Origin of the sequence: Serratia sp. CY29653 (assembly GCF_052169255.1) — a bacterium.
Classification (GTDB): Bacteria; Pseudomonadota; Gammaproteobacteria; order Enterobacterales; family Enterobacteriaceae; genus Serratia; species Serratia sarumanii.
The window spans coordinates 2,701,224-2,717,003 of the sequence record NZ_JBJNLC010000001.1 but is presented as its reverse complement, the minus strand read 5'-3'; the positions used below and the strand labels follow the sequence as shown (position 1 = coordinate 2,717,003).

Below are 15,780 nucleotides of genomic sequence, written 5' to 3'. Positions count from 1 at the left end.
TCTGGCCGCGGCTGTGCGGTCAATAAAATAAACGGTCGTAATAATTATCTGAACAGCCGGGGCATAAGCGGCTTATTTTCAGGTCATTATTACGACCGTTTTTCTTTTTCCACCGCGGCTGAGGTTGCATTTTTTTACAACTGTGTCCGCCGCTTTCGGAATCATGTTAATGATTACTTAAGAAATTCGGCTCACATTGAGGGCTTAACCCAAGGAGGCCTCAATGTTAAATGCGACCCGGCTGCAACTGATGAATCACTTCGCTTACCTGCAGCAATTTATGGCTTCGCCGCGCACCGTCGGCACGCTGGCGCCTTCTTCTCCGTGGCTGTGCCAGGCGATGTTGAATCAGATTGAATGGACCCGGGCGTTGTCGATCGCGGAGCTGGGCGCGGCGGACGGCGTACTGACCAAACGCATTCTGGGGCGGATGCGCGCCGATGCGGCGCTGGAGGCTTTCGAGATCCAACCCCATTTCGTGCATCGGCTGCGTGGAATAGACGATCGGCGGCTGCAGGTGATGGCTCATTCGGCGACCCGGATGGCCACGGATTACGACGTGGTGTTTTCCTGCCTGCCGCTGCTGTCGATCCCGGTCAGGATCAGCGTGCGCATTCTTCAGCAGGCCCGGCAGCGGCTGCTGGCGCGCAACGGCACGCTGGTGCTGTTCCAATACAGCCACCTGTCGGAAAAATTGCTGTCGCGCTATTTTCACTGGAAGCGCCTGCGGGTGGTGCGCAACTTCCCGCCGGCGCTGGTGTATGTCTGTACGCCGCGTTAGCTACAGCGTTTTCTCCATCACCACCACGTCTTCGTCATACTGCCGCCGGCGTTCCAGAGGCTGCCAACCCCAGCCGGCGTACAGCGCTTCCGATTTATCGGTGATGAGATGCAAGACCGAGTGATGGCGCTGCCGCGCCGCCTCGACGATGGCCATTTCCAGACGGTGGGCGATGCCCTTGCGGCGGTGATCGGGATGCACGAAACGCCGGCCAGCCACGGGGTGAGATCCTGGCGCTGATGATCGTCGCTGGGCCACAGGCTGGCCATGCCCACCGGGCGATCGCCATCGATCATCATCAATGTCAGGTGATCGTCGCTCGGCCGGCTGCATTGGGCGAAGCGCAGCTGGGTGCGCTCCAGCGTTCCGCCGCGCTGTGAGCCCCACTGGCCGAAGGCCCAGGCGGCGCACACATCGGCAAACTGCGGGCACTCCGACAGCGGAATGATGCGTTGAGTCATGGTGATCTCCCGGTTTTTTGCTGTTTCTCCGTTCTATTTAACCGATTTTTCCGCCATTTTTTTAACTTTTTAAAGCCGCTCTTTCAGCGGTTTCGCGGTGTTTCGGCGCGCGCCCGGCGCCGTTCCCGGATTTCTTTTGGCAATTGCGGCGCAGGATTGCAAGTGCTAATGAGAGTGATTATCATGCGCACACTATTCCCCGTGTCGGTTCAATCATGCGCAATTCCCTCATTTTACTGCTGCTTTCCCTGTGCTTTGGCGTGTTTTCCGCTCAGGCGAAGACGGTGACCGATATCACTGGCCGCCAGGTCGTGGTGCCGGACAACCCGCAGCGCATCGTGGTGGGGGAGAGCCGCATGCTGTATACGCTGGCGCTGCTGGAGCCGGGCAACCCGGCGCAGCGCATCGTCGGCTGGCCGGCGGATCTGGCGCGGTTCGACGCGCAAAGCTGGCAGCTCTATACGCAGAAATTCCCGCAGATCGCCGCGATCCCCATTATCAGCGGCAATAATTTTCGCCAGGTCAACATCGAAAGCCTGCTGCAACTGAAGCCGGATCTGGTGATCCTGGCGCGCTACGCGCGTGAAGACGGCGACAACGATCTGCTGGTTTCCGCGCTGAACAAGGCCGGCGTGGCGGTGATCTACGTCGATCTGCGCATCGATTTGCTGAACAACACCGTGCCGAGCGTGCGGCTGCTGGGCGAAGTGCTCAATCGCCGGCAGCGCGCCGAGCAGTTCATCGCGTTTTATCAGCAGCATATGGCGGTGATCCGGCAACGGCTGGCGGGTTATCAGGGGGCGAAGCCCAAAGTGATGCTGCACCTGCATCTGGGGCGGCGCGATACCTGTTGCACCACCGCCGCACACGGCAACCTTGGCGATCTGCTGACCTTCGCCGGCGGCGACAACATCGCCAACGCCAGCGTGAAAGGGGTGTATGGCGAACTGAACCCGGAAACCATTCTGAGCGCCAATCCCGACGTGTACCTCGCCACCGGCATGGCCGGCCCACAGGGCAAACGGCTGTCCGATCTGCGCCTTGGGCCGCAGGTCAGCCAACAGGACGCCGCCGACAGCTTCCGCCGGCTGATCGCCAAACAGCCAATGCTGGCCAGCCTGCAGGCGGTGAAAAACCATCGCGCCTGGAGCGTCTGGCACAATTTTTACCTCAGCCCGTACCACGTGGTGCTGGTCGAGATGTTCGCCAAAGCGTTTTACCCGGATCTGTTCGCCGACATTAACCCGCAGCAGACCTTCCAACAGCTGTATCAGCAGTTTTTGCCGTTACCTTTTTCAGGGACCTATTGGAGTTAGTTAGATAATGAATAACAACAAGCTCGGCTGGTGGTGCGCATTGCCTTTGGCGGCCTGCGCAACATCGCCGACGTGGGCGGCGGAAAAAGCCGCATCGAAAGAAGAAAGCCTGGTAGTGATTGGCCGCAAAGACGCCGACGGCGTGCAGAGCTATCAGCCGTTAACCAGCGTCACCGGCACCCGCAGCGAAACCAGCCTGCTGAACGTGCCGCAGGCGATCGACGTGGTGCCGCAGCAGGTGATTACCGATCAGGCGGTCAGCAGCCTGGACGAAGCGCTGTACAACGTCAGCGGCATTACCCAGGCCAACACGCTGGGCGGCACTCAGGACGCGGTAATGAAACGCGGCTTCGGCGATAACCGCGACGGCTCGATTCTGCGCGACGGCGTGCGCTCGGTACAGGCGCGCAACTTCACGCCGACCACCGAGCGGGTGGAGGTGCTCAAGGGGCCGGCCTCGATGCTGTACGGCATGGGCGAGCCGGGCGGGATGATCAACATGATCACCAAAAAGCCCCAGCTGCAGCAGCATACCCACGTGGAAGGTTGGGGCAGCAGCTTCAACGGCGGCGGCGGCCAGCTCGACGTTACCGGGCCGCTCGGCACGTCGGGGTTTGCCTATCGCATGATCGTCGATCACGATGAAACCGATTACTGGCGCAACTTTGGCCGCAATCGCCAGACGGTGATCGCGCCCTCGTTGATGTGGTACGGCGAGAACACCACCGTGCGCTTGGCCTATGAACATATGGAATATCTGGTGCCGTTCGATCGCGGCACCATTATCGATTCGCGTACCGGCAAACCGGTGAATACGCCGCGCGATCGCCGTTTCGACGAAGCCTATAACGCCACCCGCGGCGATCAGGACAGCGTTACCCTGCAGATCGATCAAACGCTCAACGAGCGTTGGAAAAGCTCACTGACCTACGCCTACAGCCGCAACAGCTACAGCGACAACCAGGCGCGCGCCACGGCGCTGAACCCGGAGAGCGGCGTGTTGAGCCGCCAGGCCGACGCGACCGCCAACGCCGTCAGCCACGCCAACGCGGTGCAGCTGACGCTCAATGGCGACGTGGACTGGGGCAGCATCAACCACCAGATGCTGTTCGGCTTCGATTTTGAAGATAACCGCACCTACCGCGGCGACATGATCCGCGGTAAAAAGAACAGTGATTTCAATATCTATCATCCGGTATACGGCCTGATGCCGCCGTCGACCGCGGTCAGCGCCAAAGACAGCGACCAGCGGGAAAACCTCACCAGCTACGGCTGGTTTATGCAGGATTCCATCCAACTGACCGATAAATGGCTGGTGATGGGCGGGCTGCGTTACGACGCTTTCGACGTCTATGCCGGCAAGGGGCGGCCGTTCCAGACCAATACCGACAGCTCGGACAGCAAGCTGGTGCCGCGCGCCGGGGTGGTCTACAAGCTGACGCCTTATGTGTCGCTGTACAGCAGCTATACCGAATCGTTCAAGCCGAACTCTTCCATCGCCACCCAAATTGGTTCGCTGCCGCCGGAGCAGGGCAAGTCGTGGGAAGTCGGCGGCAAGCTGGCGCTGCCGAACGGCGTTACCGGCACGCTGGCGCTGTTCGACATCACCAAGCGCAACGTCATGGTCAATGAGCTGGTGGAAGGTGAAACCGTGACGCGCACCGCCGGGCGCGTGCGTTCGCAGGGCGTGGAGCTGGACGTGGCCGGCAATCTCACCGATTCGCTGAGCCTGATCGGCTCCTATGCGTATACCGACGCGCGGGTGGTGGACGATCCGGACAACAAGGGGAAAGAGATGACCAACGTGGCGCGCCACACCGCCTCGCTGTTCCTGACCCAGAATCTGGGCAGCCCGGGCCTGTACAGCGGCGATGAGGTGCGCATCGGCGCCGGCGCGCGTTACGTGGGCCGCCGCCCGGGTGACGCCGCCAACAGCTTCTACCTGGATAATTACACCGTTGCCGATGCGTTCGCCGCTTATACCATGCCGATCAACGGCTATCGGGTGAAATGGCAGCTGAACGTGAAGAACCTGTTCGATAAAACCTACTACCCGTCCAGCGGCGGCAACCTGCGCGTGGCGGTGGGGGAACCGCGTGAGGTGGTGCTGCGCGGCAGTGTCGATTTCTAAGCCACGGGCGGTGAAATTTGCTTAAATAACCACCCCAACGTTAAGGAGAACCCATGAGCCTGCAGATTCGTTTGGCGCAGCAGCGGGATATTGTGCACTTGATGGCGGTTGAACGTTCGGCGGCGCAGCTGTTTCGCCAGCAGCCGGAATGGCGCTTTATCGCCGAAGGCGAGGTGATGCCCCCGCAGCAGCATGCCGCATTTATCGCCGAGCGCCGTGAATGGCTGGCGGAAAGCGACAACGGCGAGTGCGCCGGTTTTATTGCCGTGCAGGCTCAGGGGGAAGATTGGCACATCGCCGAATTGTCGGTCGCCGGCACCTGGCAGCGGCAGGGCGTCGGCCGTCGCCTGATCGGCGCGGTGGCGCAAGAGGCCAAACGGCAGGGCGCGGGCCGCCTGACGCTCACCACCTTCATTGAGGTGCCGTGGAATGCGCCTTACTACCGGCGGCTGGGATTCCGGCCGCTCGACGACGCGCGGCTCACGGCTGCTCTGCGGCGGCACCTGGATGAGGATCTGGCGCACGGCTTTGCCGCAGGCAGTCGCTGTGCCATGGAATTTACACTATCGTAAATATTGAAATACAGAGCGGGCAGGGTATGATGCTGCCACCACGCCATCGCACCCGCTCGGTATTTTGGTATGCAATGCACTCAAGTCACCGCATAAGGGACAACCCGTAATGACACAAACCCTGTTCATGATAGGCGCTCGCGGAGCCGGCAAGACCACGGTAGGCAGCGCATTGGCGTTGGCGTTGGGCTATCAGTTCGTCGATACCGATCTGTTTATGCAGCAGGCGGCGCAGATGAGCGTGGCGGAAATGGTCGAGCGCGAGGGCTGGCTGGGGTTCCGCCGCCGCGAGACCATCGCGTTGCAAACCGTGACCAAGCCGTCAACTATAGTTGCCACCGGCGGCGGGGCGATCCTGGCGGAGGAGAACCGTCAGTTTATGCGCCAGCATGGCACCGTTATCTACCTGCGCGCGCCGGCCAGCGTGTTGGCGCAGCGGTTGGAAGAGTACCCGGAAGATGCGCAGCGCCCGACGCTCACCGGCAGACCGATCGCCGAGGAGATGCTCGAGGTGCTGGCGGCGCGCGAAGCGCTGTATCAGGACGCCGCGCATTACGTGATAGACGGCGCCGCCGATCCGCAGCGGGTGGTGGAACAAATCCTCGCGGTGTTGCCGCGTGAGACGGTGAAGTAACCCTTTCTTCTCTTCGGGCGCCGGGCGCCCGTTTTCCTATTCCGTTTGCCGAGCCGGCGCAAAGTACGCCCCGGGCGTGACGCCGAAGCGGCGACGAAAGGCGGCGATATAGGCGCTGACGTTATCATAGCCACAGGCGTCGGCCACCTCGCCGACCGCTTTGCCGCGTGATAATCCCTCCAGTGAACGCAATACCCGCGCCTGCTGGCGCCACAGCGCGAAGCTGATGCCGGTTTCCTGCAGAAAGCGGCGGCTCAGGGTGCGCGGGCTGAGCCCGGCCCAAATGGCCCAGTCGCGCTGGCTGCGCGGGCTGGCGGGATCGTTCAGCAGCGCCCGGGCGATGTTCAGCAACCTGGCGTCCTGCGGCAGCGGCAATTGTAACGGCGCGCGGCTTGCCGCGTGCATTTCGTCCAGCAGCACCTGCAGCAGCCGCCGTTGCGGCGCGCTCAGCGGGCCGGCGGGGAACTGCGCGATGCGCTCCACCAGGGCCTGCAACAGCGCAGAGGCCGTAAACAGCTGCGGCAGCTGCGGCATCTCCGGCACGCTTTCCACCGGCAGATACAGACTCCAACCCGCCACGTCGCCGCAGGCCAGCGCCTGATGGGCGCATCCCGGCGGCAGCCAGCCCAGCGTACCGCCGGTGATCGCCCATTGCCGGCCCGGGAGTTCCATTGCCAGCATGCCGCGCGTCAAGAGATAGATCTGGCCGCCTTCGTGCCGGTGCCAGGGCGTCAGGTGCTTTTTTTCATGCTGAAGGCGTTGGCTGCGGATCTGCGTCATATTGGCCGTTTAACGTTACTTAAAGTCTTGATGTGGCTATTATGCCATCGCCTGGCCGGGATAGGATCGCCGTTCACCCTATTTCGGAGAAACCTGATGACTCAACTTACCCCACTGAACCTGGTGCTCGATACGCTGCAGCAGGTCGTCGCCAGCCCGGAGCACCGGCCGACGCAGCTCGCCGCCCGTTTCAGCGCAGACTACCGCCAGCAGGTGGATGGCAAGGTGCTGAACTTCGAGCAGTTTGAGCAACACATGGCGCTGCTGAAGCGGCAAACCCGGCGCATGACGCTGAGCGTGATCGCGGCGGCGGAGCGGGGCGAGGCGGTGCTGACCCACCATCTGGTCGAGGTGGAAAAGCGCGACGGCTCCTGCAGCCGCGTGCGGGTGCTGGCGCACTTCACCGTGCGTGAGAGCCGCATTTGCGCCTGCGACGAACTGACCGAGCTGCTGGCGGGCGCGCCCGGCGATCGCGATCTTGGCTCGCGCGTGTCGGAATGAGGGCGGCTGCTATACTTGCTACTGTGTGAAACACACGGGAGAACGGCATGCGCGAAAATGATCAACCTGCTTATCCACGGAGCGCCCGCGTCGTAGAGGTGTTTCGGGGCGACCCGAACCTGCATCTGCGCCGTTTTGAAGTGCGCACCGACGACATTGAGCCGAATACGCTGCTCAGTGAACATGAAACCGAGCAGGAAGCGCTTGACGCCAAGCATCGCTATGAGGACGAGGCGTTAGAGCTCTGACCTGCAGCCCAGCGGAAACCGGCGCCAGGCCGGTTTCCCGTTTATCCCCGCCTTAGCACATATTTCCCAGAACAATATTGATAATGATAATCATTTATGTGATTTTTATCGCCCCTATTGGGTGTTTCACTTCTGGGAAAAGAGATGTCCAATTCCGAGTTGCAGGCGCTGTTTCTGCGCCATATGCGGCCGCTGCAAGCCTATTTGAACGCCAAACTGCGCGACCCTCAGCTGGCTGCGGACTTGGCGCAGGAAAGTTTTACCCGCCTGACCGAGCAGTATCCGCAGGGTAATATTCTCGATATCGAGGCCTACCTGTACAAAACCGCCAAAAACCTGATGCTCGACCATCTGCGCCAGCAGCAGCGGCGGCAGACCGAAGCGGTCGAAGACGACATTCTGGCGCAGTATCCCTCCGGTGAACCGGCGCTTGAACAACTGGCGATCGATAGTCAATTGCTGCAACTGTTGCAACAGGCGCTGGCGGGGATGCCGCCGCGCACGCAGCAGATTTTCCGCCTTAACCGGCTCGATGGCCTGACCCAGGCGCAGGTGGCGGCGCAGCTGGGCGTGTCGCTCAGCACGGTGGAAAAACACCTGGCCAGCGCGCTCGAGCGGCTGATGGCGCGGATGGAAGAACAATAATGGCAATTTTTTTACGGGTTTATCCGCGCTCAGACGTCTTAACCTATAACCAGAAAAAACAGAGGTCTATGCCATTATGAAACCGCTAACCGCACAGGCGCGACAGCAGGCGGCCGCCTGGGCCGTGAGCCTGGCCGAAGGGGCGTTGCCGGCCGATCGGCGGCGAGCGCTGGACGCCTGGCTGGCCGCCGATCCGCAGCATCCGGCGGCGCTGCGTCAGGCACGCCTGCTGTGGACGACGTTGGGGCAACTGCCGCCAGAGCAGCGGCAGGCGTTACAACCGCAGGTGGCGGCGCTGAAAACACCATCTCGCCATCGATGGCCCCGCTGGGCGGTGGCGGCGGCGGTGGCGATCGCCGTTTCCTTCGGCGTATATCGCGGGCCGGATCTGTGGATCGGCATGCAGGCGGATTATCAAACCGTTCGCGGCGAGGTGCGCGAAGTGGCATTGCCGGACGGCAGCAGGGTGGCGCTGGACAGCGGCAGCGCGATCGCGCTGGCGTATTCCACAGGCGAACGCAAGGTGCGGCTGCTGAGCGGCGCCGCCTATTTTATCGTCGCGCCGTTAGGTGGGGCGGAAAGCCGCCCATTCAGGGTGGAGGCGGAAAACGGCGTCACGCAGGCGCTGGGCACCGAGTTCAGCGTGGCGCGCACCGAACAGGGCGTGGACGTCAGCGTGCATCAGCACAGCGTGCGGGTGACGCTTGAGCGCGGCGAGCGCTCGCTGGTGGTCGCGCAACGCCAGGCGGCGCATTACCGCAACGGGCAGCTGCAGCTGACGCGGCAAACGGCCGGCGATGACGCCTGGCGGCGCGGCTGGCTGGTGATCGACCGCCAACCGCTGCCGCAGGCGCTCGCGCAGCTCAACCGCTATCGCGCGACCCGCATCGTGGCGGTCAATCCCGCGCTAAGAGCGCGCACGGTGAGCGGCGTGTTTGCGCTCAATAAACTCGACGACGGCGTCGGTGCCATTCGTCAGGAACTCTCCGCCCGCCAACTGAATCTCCCTGGCATCACGCTGCTTTACTGAGCGGCGCAGGCGGGCCGGGATGCCCGTTTCGCCGCTATTTTCACTTTCTGTAAAAAATCTTTACGGGTTTTTGCCTCCCGGAACGTCCTTATTTTTAAACGAGATTGATTTCCATTATCACTTGGTTTGGCATTCTTTCGGGTGGAACACACACGCATGTTTATTCACAAGGGAACCACGCCGGCCGGCCGATTGGCCACGGCGGTACGCGCCGCGCTGGCGGCGATGATGTTGACTCAGCCGGCTGTGGCGCTCGCTGCCCAGGCTGAGGCGAACGGCGCGCAGGCTGCACAGCAAAAGCATTTCAACGTTGCGGCGCAGCCGCTGCAGAGCGCCATGTTGCGCTTCGCCGAGCAGGCCGGCATGCAGGTATTTTTCGACGAGGTGAAGCTCGACGGCATGCAGGCGGCGGCGCTGAACGGCAGCATGAGCGTTGAACAGGGCCTGCGGCGCTTGATCGGCGGCAATCCGGTGGCTTTCCGCCTGCAGCCGCAGGGGCAGATCGTATTGAGCCGGCTGCCGACGGCGAACGGCGACGGCGGCGCGCTGGCGCTGGACAGCCTGACGGTGCTGGGCGCCGGCGGCATCAACGCCAACGATTGGGTTTACGACGAACCGCGCTCGGTCAGCGTCATCAGCCGCGAACAGATGGACAACCGCCCGGCGCGACACGCGGCCGATATTCTGGAGCAGACGACGGGGGCCTATTCCAGCGTCAGCCAGCAAGATCCGGCGCTGTCGGTCAACATCCGCGGCATACAAGACTACGGCCGGGTGAACATGAACATCGACGGCATGCGGCAGAATTTTCAAAAGAGCGGCCATGGCCAGCGTAACGGCACCATGTACATCGATTCCGAACTGCTGTCCGGCGTAACCATCGACAAGGGCACCACCGGCGGTATGGGCAGCGCCGGCACGCTCGGCGGTATCGCCACCTTCAATACCGTCAGCGCGAGCGATTTCCTGGCGCCGGGCAAAGAGCTGGGCGGCAAGCTGCACGCCAGCACCGGCGATAACGGCACCCACTTCATCGGCAGCGGCATACTGGCATTGGGCAACGAAACCGGCGATATCCTGCTGGCCGCCAGCGAACGCCACCTCGGCGACTATTGGCCCGGCAACAAGGGCGACATCGGCAACATTCGCATCAATAACGACACCGGCAATTACGATCGCTACGCCGAGAGCATCAAGAACAACAAAATCCCCGACACTAATTACCGCATGCACTCGCGGCTGGCCAAGGTGGGCTGGAATCTGCCCGCCAACCAACGCCTGCAATTGAGCTATCTGCAGACCCAGACCGAGTCGCCGATCGCCGGCACCTTGACCAACCTGGGCACCCGGCCGCCTTATGAACTGGGCTGGAAGCGCACCGGTTACAGCGACGTGATGGCGCGCAACGCGGCGTTCGACTACAGCCTGGCGCCGGAAGGCGTCGATTGGCTCGATTTTCAGGCCAAGCTGTATTACGTCGATACTCAGGACGACAGCGACACCTACAGCACCAGCTCGCTGCTGGACAACGGCTACGCGACGCGCACCCGCCTGCGCACCTATGGCGCGCAGGCGCAAAACACCTCGCGTTTCAGCCTGGCGCCGGGGCATGACTTCCGCGCCAACTACGGGCTGGAGTTCTATTACGACAAAGCGACCAGCGACTCTTCCCGTGAGGGTATGGAAGGGGTGACGCCGGCCGGCAACCGTTCGGTCGGCAGCCTGTTCGCCAACCTGACCTACGACTACGACGGCTGGCTGACGTTGGAGGGCGGGCTGCGTTACGACCGCTATCGCCTGCGCGGCCAGACCGGCCTGAGCTATCCGGATTTGGCCAAGGATGGGCAACGCTACACGATTGACAATCCTTGCAAAGCGTTGCGTCTGACCGGCTGTTCAACCACTACCCGCGAAGATTGGGACGTGGATCGCGATCAGGGCAAGCTGTCGCCGACGCTGGCAGTGGCGGTGCGCCCCGGCGTGGAATGGCTGGAGCTGTATACCACCTACGGCAAATCCTGGCGGCCGCCGGCGATCACCGAAACGCTGACTAACGGCAGCGCACACAGTTCTTCCACGCAATACCCCAACCCGTTCCTGCAGCCCGAGCGCTCGCGCGCCTGGGAAGTCGGGTTCAACGTGCAGCAGCCGGATCTGTGGTTTGAGGGCGATCGGTTGGTGGCCAAGGTGGCCTACTTCGACACCAAAGTGGATAACTACATCAACCTGGCGATAGACCGCAATAAACCGGGGCTGGTGCAGCCGAGCATCGGCAATGCCGCTTACGTCAACAACCTGTCTAAAACCCGCTTCCGCGGGCTGGAGTACCAGCTCAACTATGACGCCGGGGTGTTCTACGCCGACCTGACCTACACCCACATGATCGGCAAAAACGAGTTCTGCTCGAACAAGGCCTGGCTGGGAGGGCGTCTGCGCTACGGCGACGGATCGCGCCGCGGCAACTTCTATGTTGAGCCGGATGCCGCTTCCAATGACTTCGTCACGTGTGACGGGGGGACGCAGTTCGGCACCGCCGCCTACCTGCCGGGCGATCGCGGCTCGGTGACGCTGGGCGGCCGCGCCTTCGATCGCAAGCTGGACGCCGGGGTGACCGTGCGCTTCGCGCCGGGCTATCAGGACAGTTCGGTGCCGTCCAATTATCCGTACCTGGCCGACTGGCCGAAGTACACCCTGTTCGATCTGTACGCCAGCTACAAGCTGACCGACAGCCTGACGCTGCGCGGCTCGGTGGAGAACCTGACCAACCGCGCCTACGTCGTCAGCTATGGGGAGACGCTGGCCAATACCCTGGGGCGCGGCCGCACCGTGCAGGGCGGGGTGGAATACCGTTTTTAAGCAGTAAAAGGGCGTTGCTCATCCTTGAGCACAAGGGCTGCCTCGCAAGAGGCGCCGTTCATCAATGGAGATAGAGAAATGGCATTTTCAGTCAACTATGACAGCAGTTTCGGCAGCTACAGCATCCATAACTATCTGAACGAGTGGGCGTCGTCATTTGGCGATATCAACCACACCAACGGTAACGTCACCGACTCCAACAGCGGTGGCTTCTATGGCGGCAGCCTGTCCGGCAGCCAATATGCCGTGACCAGCACCGCCAACAACATCACCTCGTTCGTGGCGGGCGGGAATCTGACCTACACCTTATTCAATGCCCCGGCGCACACCCTGTACGGCCAACTGGACTCCCTGTCGTTCGGCGATGGCCTGAACGGCGGCGGCTCCACGCCGTACAACATCCAGGTGCCTGACGTCAGCTTCGGCGGCCTGAACCTCAGCAGCCTGCAGGCGCAGGGCCACGATGGCGTGGTGCACCAGGTGGTGTACGGCCTGATGTCCGGCGATACCGGCGCGCTGGAAACCGCGCTGAACGGCATCCTCGACGACTACGGCCTGAGCGTCAACTCCACCTTCGATCAGGTGGCGGCGGCGACAGCGGTGGGCGTGCAGCACGCCGACAGCCCGGAACTGTTGGCGGCCTGATCGCGGCCGTTTGCCCGCCGGCGCCGCGCGCCCCGGCGGGCATTTTCTCGTTTTTAGCCGATGGAAAACGCCATGAAAAACGCCGTCAGGCGCGGAGAAGTGATGAGCGTGCTGGCCGCATACCGGCGTGGATTTTGGGGCATCGCGCTGTTTACCGCGGTGATCAACCTGCTGATGCTGGCACCGGCGCTGTACATGCTGCAGGTCTACGATCGTGTGTTGCCGTCGGGCAACCGCATGACGCTGGCAATGCTGACCCTGATGGTGGTCGGCCTTTACCTGTTTATGGGGCTGCTGGAGTGGGTGCGCAGCCAGGTGGTGATCCGCCTCGGCGCCCAGATGGATATGCGCCTGAATCAGCGGGTCTACGACGCCGCCTTCGAAACCAATCTGAAAACCGGCAACCCGCTGGCGGGGCAGGCGCTGAACGATCTGACCAACCTGCGCCAATTTGCCACCGGCAATGCGCTGTTCGCCTTTTTCGATGCCCCCTGGTTCCCGGTTTATCTGCTGGTGGTTTTTCTGCTTCACCCCTGGCTTGGCGCGTTGGCCAGCGCCGGGGTGATCATGCTGGTGCTGCTGGCCTGGCTCAACCAGCGGGTGTCGCAGGCGCCGCTCGCGGAGGCCGGCCGGGTCGCGCTGAGCGCCACGCAACAGGCCAACGGCAACCTGCGCAATGCGGAGGCCATCGCCGCCATGGGGATGCTGACCGATTTGCGCCTGCGCTGGCTGCGGCAGCATCAGCAGTTCCTGCTGTTGCAGAACCGCGCCAGCGAGAAAATCGCCGCCGTCACCGCCTGGTCGAAAACCGTGCGGCTGGCGCTGCAGTCGCTGATGTTGGGCTGCGGCGCGCTGCTGGCGGTCAATGGCGACATTACGCCGGGCATGATGATCGCCGGATCGATCCTGATCGGCAGGGTGCTGGGGCCGATCGATCAGCTGATCGGCGCCTGGAAGCAGTGGTCGTCGGCGCGCCAGTCCCTGCAGCGGCTGGAGGTGATGCTGGCCGCCAACCCGCCGCAGGCGGCGAGCCTGCCGCTGCCTGCGCCCAGCGGCACATTGGCCGTGAATCAGCTGACCGCCAGCGCGCCCGGCGGGTGCGCGCCGGTGTTGCACGGCGTCAGTTTTCGTCTGGAGGCCGCAGAGGTGCTGGGCGTCATTGGCGCGTCCGGCTCCGGCAAAACGCTGCTGATGCGCCAACTGGTCGGCGCGCTGACGCCGCTCAGCGGCGACGTGCGGCTGGACGGTGCGGATCTCCGGCGGTGGGACAAACAGCAACTGGGGCCGCATATCGGCTATCTGCCGCAGGATATCCAGCTGTTCGCCGGCACCCTGACGGAAAACATCGCCCGCTTTGGCCAGGTTGACGCCGAGAAGGTGGTGGCCGCTGCCGCGCTGGCCGGCGTGCACCAATTGATCCTGCATTTGCCCAAAGGGTATGAAACCGAGCTGGGCGAGGGCGGCAGCGGCCTGTCCGGCGGCCAGCGTCAACGGGTGGCGCTGGCGCGCGCGCTGTATGGCTCTCCGGCGTTGGTGGTGTTGGACGAACCGAATGCCAACCTCGATCGTGAAGGGGAAGAGGCGCTGCAGCGGGCGATCGAAGCGCTGAAGGCGCGCGGTACCACCATCGTGTTGGTCACCCACAAACCGGCGATCCTGGCGACGACCGACAAATTGCTGGTGCTGGCCGCCGGCCAGGTGCAGCACTTCGGCCCCAGCGACGCGATCCTGAAAAAACTGCCTGCTTTTGCACCCGCGGCCGTACCGGCCAATGCCGGCCGCAGCAGCGGCGGCTTCAACGTCAACTACGCCAACTTTGCCAAAACGGCCAGCGGTGAACGAAAAGTATGAGCAATCAGAGTGTGATCCCCGGCGATATCGACGCCCTTTCCCGGCAGTTCGACGAAGGGCGCCATCTGCGGCTCGGCGGCTGGCTGGTGCTGCTGGGATTTGGCGGCTTCCTGCTGTGGGGGCTGTTGGCGCCGTTGGATAAGGGCGTGCCGGTTTCCGGCAGCGTGGTGGTGGCCGGCAACCGCAAGGCGGTGCAGCACCCGAGCGGCGGCGTGGTGTCGCAAATTCAGGTGCATGAAGGCGACCGGGTCCGCGCCGGGCAGGTGCTGCTGCTGATGGATACCGTCGACAGCCGCACCCAGCGCGATGCGCTGCGCAGCCAGCAGTTGAGTAACGCCGCGCAGCGGGCGCGGCTGCAGGCCGAGCGCGACGGCCTGCAAGCGATCGCTTTCCCGGCATTGCTGCAGGCGCGGCGGGAGGAGCCGGAGGTGATGTCGTTGATGCTGCTGCAACAGCAGCTGTTCACCAGCCGCCGCGCGGCGTTGCAGAGCGAGCTGGCGGCGATCGCGGAGAGCATCGCCGGATCGCAGGCGATGCTGGAGGGGATCCGGCAGTCTTACGCCAGCAAACAGCGGCAAAAGGCCATGTTGCAGGAGCAGCTGGGTGGCATGCGCAAGCTGGCGGCGCAGGGATATGTGGCGCGCAATCGGCTGCTGGATCTGGAAGGGCAGTATGCACAGATCGACGGCCAGGCGTCCGAGGACACGGGCAATATCGGCCGCCTGGGGCGCCAGATCCTGGAGCTGAAGCTGCGGGCGATCCAGCGGCGGGAAGAGTATCAGAAAGAGGTCAGCAGCCAACTGGCCGAGGTGCGGATGAAGCTGGACGAACTGGATAACCGCCTGGCCAAGGCGGAGGCCGATCTGGGCCATACGCAGGTGAAAGCGCCGGTGGCGGGCACCGTGGTGGGGCTGAGCGTGTTCACCGAAGGCGGCGTGATCGGCGCCGGCCAGCAACTGATGGAGATCGTGCCCAGCGATCGGGGGCTGCAGGTGGAGGCGCGTATCCCGGTCGAGCTGATCGACAAGGTACAGGTGGGGTTGCCGGTCGAGCTGTTGTTCTCGGCGTTTAACCAAAGCACCACGCCGCGCGTTGAGGGCAAAGTGACGTTGGTCGGGGCCGATCGCCTGACCGACGAGAAAAGCGGCGCGCCTTATTACAGCGTGCGCGCCAAAGTCAGCGAAGAAGGATTGCAACGTTTGAACGGGTTGGAGATCCGCCCAGGGATGCCGGTCGAAGGGTTCATCCGCACCGGCGAGCGTTCGATGATGAACTACCTGTTCAAACCGCTGACCGATCGCCTTCATCTGGCGCTGACGGAAGAGTGAG

General features: G+C 62.9%; 14 protein-coding genes and 1 pseudogene. 13 read left to right on the top strand and 2 right to left on the bottom strand.

Going from position 1 to position 15,780, the window contains the following annotated elements; genetic code table 11:
- The first annotated feature begins 223 nt into the window (after positions 1-223).
- Positions 224-781: a class I SAM-dependent methyltransferase gene (locus tag ACJ8HN_RS13135; RefSeq protein WP_033647359.1), complete on the top strand. Its 558-nt coding sequence runs from the start codon at positions 224-226 to the stop codon at positions 779-781.
- On the opposite strand, the pseudogene ACJ8HN_RS13130 reads toward ACJ8HN_RS13135, so the two are convergent.
- Positions 782-1,242: pseudogene (locus ACJ8HN_RS13130) on the bottom strand (GNAT family N-acetyltransferase).
- A gap of 215 nt (positions 1,243-1,457) precedes the next feature.
- Between ACJ8HN_RS13130 and ACJ8HN_RS13125 the strand changes: the two are divergent.
- The 4 genes from ACJ8HN_RS13125 to aroL all read left to right on the top strand — a co-directional run bounded on the left by ACJ8HN_RS13125 (position 1,458) and on the right by aroL (position 5,895).
- On the top strand, positions 1,458-2,558 hold the full coding sequence (locus ACJ8HN_RS13125; protein ID WP_442523510.1) for an ABC transporter substrate-binding protein: 1,101 nt from the start codon (positions 1,458-1,460) through the stop codon (positions 2,556-2,558).
- Positions 2,559-2,565: 7 nt separating this feature from the next.
- Positions 2,566-4,689, top strand: coding sequence for a TonB-dependent siderophore receptor (locus tag ACJ8HN_RS13120; protein ID WP_442523509.1), 2,124 nt, complete (start codon positions 2,566-2,568; stop codon positions 4,687-4,689).
- 53 nt (positions 4,690-4,742) lie between these two features.
- Entirely contained in the window at positions 4,743-5,261 is a 519-nt protein-coding gene (locus ACJ8HN_RS13115) for a GNAT family N-acetyltransferase (RefSeq protein ID WP_442523508.1), read from the top strand.
- Between the two features lie 109 nt (positions 5,262-5,370).
- The gene (gene aroL / locus ACJ8HN_RS13110; RefSeq protein ID WP_033637260.1) at positions 5,371-5,895 is read left to right on the top strand and encodes a shikimate kinase AroL; all 525 of its coding nucleotides are present in this window, start codon (positions 5,371-5,373) and stop codon (positions 5,893-5,895) included.
- 36 nt (positions 5,896-5,931) lie between these two features.
- Here aroL and ACJ8HN_RS13105 read toward each other — a convergent pair whose 3' ends face one another.
- Positions 5,932-6,675, bottom strand: a complete 744-nt coding sequence (locus tag ACJ8HN_RS13105; RefSeq protein WP_033647351.1) for a helix-turn-helix domain-containing protein — start codon at positions 6,673-6,675, stop codon at positions 5,932-5,934.
- 96 nt (positions 6,676-6,771) lie between these two features.
- On the opposite strand from ACJ8HN_RS13105, the gene ACJ8HN_RS13100 reads away from it, so the two are divergent.
- From ACJ8HN_RS13100 to ACJ8HN_RS13065, 8 genes are all read left to right on the top strand, one after another.
- Positions 6,772-7,176, top strand: a complete 405-nt coding sequence (locus ACJ8HN_RS13100) for a nuclear transport factor 2 family protein (RefSeq protein WP_442523507.1) — start codon at positions 6,772-6,774, stop codon at positions 7,174-7,176.
- 47 nt (positions 7,177-7,223) lie between these two features.
- Entirely contained in the window at positions 7,224-7,424 is a 201-nt protein-coding gene (locus ACJ8HN_RS13095) for a YaiA family protein (RefSeq protein ID WP_004940491.1), read from the top strand.
- 144 nt (positions 7,425-7,568) lie between these two features.
- Complete coding sequence (locus ACJ8HN_RS13090; RefSeq protein WP_033637263.1) at positions 7,569-8,069, top strand: RNA polymerase sigma factor; 501 nt, start codon at positions 7,569-7,571, stop codon at positions 8,067-8,069.
- A 76-nt stretch (positions 8,070-8,145) separates the two neighbouring features.
- Positions 8,146-9,099: a FecR family protein gene (locus ACJ8HN_RS13085; protein WP_164050061.1), complete on the top strand. Its 954-nt coding sequence runs from the start codon at positions 8,146-8,148 to the stop codon at positions 9,097-9,099.
- Between the two features lie 156 nt (positions 9,100-9,255).
- The gene (locus ACJ8HN_RS13080) at positions 9,256-11,955 is read left to right on the top strand and encodes a TonB-dependent hemoglobin/transferrin/lactoferrin family receptor (RefSeq protein WP_442523506.1); all 2,700 of its coding nucleotides are present in this window, start codon (positions 9,256-9,258) and stop codon (positions 11,953-11,955) included.
- Positions 11,956-12,033: 78 nt separating this feature from the next.
- A complete protein-coding gene (locus ACJ8HN_RS13075; protein ID WP_004940479.1) occupies positions 12,034-12,600 on the top strand; it encodes a heme acquisition protein HasA in 567 nt (188 codons plus the stop codon).
- A 72-nt stretch (positions 12,601-12,672) separates the two neighbouring features.
- Entirely contained in the window at positions 12,673-14,451 is a 1,779-nt protein-coding gene (locus ACJ8HN_RS13070) for a type I secretion system permease/ATPase (RefSeq protein WP_442523505.1), read from the top strand.
- Positions 14,448-15,779 (top strand): HlyD family type I secretion periplasmic adaptor subunit, encoded by a 1,332-nt coding sequence (locus ACJ8HN_RS13065; protein WP_442523504.1) that lies wholly within the window; start codon positions 14,448-14,450, stop codon positions 15,777-15,779. The genes ACJ8HN_RS13070 and ACJ8HN_RS13065 overlap by 4 nt, the downstream gene beginning before the upstream one ends.
- The last annotated feature ends 1 nt before the right edge of the window (position 15,780 follow it).

Excerpts from the sequence above, each read along its gene's own strand:
- ACJ8HN_RS13135 (WP_033647359.1), top strand. The coding sequence starts at position 224 with ATGTTAAATGCGACCCGGCTGCAACTGATGAATCACTTCGCTTACCTG.
- ACJ8HN_RS13075 (WP_004940479.1), top strand. The coding sequence starts at position 12,034 with ATGGCATTTTCAGTCAACTATGACAGCAGTTTCGGCAGCTACAGCATC.
- ACJ8HN_RS13070 (WP_442523505.1), top strand. The coding sequence starts at position 12,673 with ATGAAAAACGCCGTCAGGCGCGGAGAAGTGATGAGCGTGCTGGCCGCA.
- ACJ8HN_RS13105 (WP_033647351.1), bottom strand. The coding sequence starts at position 6,675 with ATGACGCAGATCCGCAGCCAACGCCTTCAGCATGAAAAAAAGCACCTG.
- ACJ8HN_RS13100 (WP_442523507.1), top strand. The coding sequence starts at position 6,772 with ATGACTCAACTTACCCCACTGAACCTGGTGCTCGATACGCTGCAGCAG.
- ACJ8HN_RS13065 (WP_442523504.1), top strand. The coding sequence starts at position 14,448 with ATGAGCAATCAGAGTGTGATCCCCGGCGATATCGACGCCCTTTCCCGG.
- ACJ8HN_RS13095 (WP_004940491.1), top strand. The coding sequence starts at position 7,224 with ATGCGCGAAAATGATCAACCTGCTTATCCACGGAGCGCCCGCGTCGTA.
- ACJ8HN_RS13090 (WP_033637263.1), top strand. The coding sequence starts at position 7,569 with ATGTCCAATTCCGAGTTGCAGGCGCTGTTTCTGCGCCATATGCGGCCG.
- ACJ8HN_RS13120 (WP_442523509.1), top strand. The coding sequence starts at position 2,566 with ATGAATAACAACAAGCTCGGCTGGTGGTGCGCATTGCCTTTGGCGGCC.
- aroL (WP_033637260.1), top strand. The coding sequence starts at position 5,371 with ATGACACAAACCCTGTTCATGATAGGCGCTCGCGGAGCCGGCAAGACC.
- ACJ8HN_RS13125 (WP_442523510.1), top strand. The coding sequence starts at position 1,458 with ATGCGCAATTCCCTCATTTTACTGCTGCTTTCCCTGTGCTTTGGCGTG.
- ACJ8HN_RS13085 (WP_164050061.1), top strand. The coding sequence starts at position 8,146 with ATGAAACCGCTAACCGCACAGGCGCGACAGCAGGCGGCCGCCTGGGCC.
- ACJ8HN_RS13115 (WP_442523508.1), top strand. The coding sequence starts at position 4,743 with ATGAGCCTGCAGATTCGTTTGGCGCAGCAGCGGGATATTGTGCACTTG.
- ACJ8HN_RS13080 (WP_442523506.1), top strand. The coding sequence starts at position 9,256 with ATGTTTATTCACAAGGGAACCACGCCGGCCGGCCGATTGGCCACGGCG.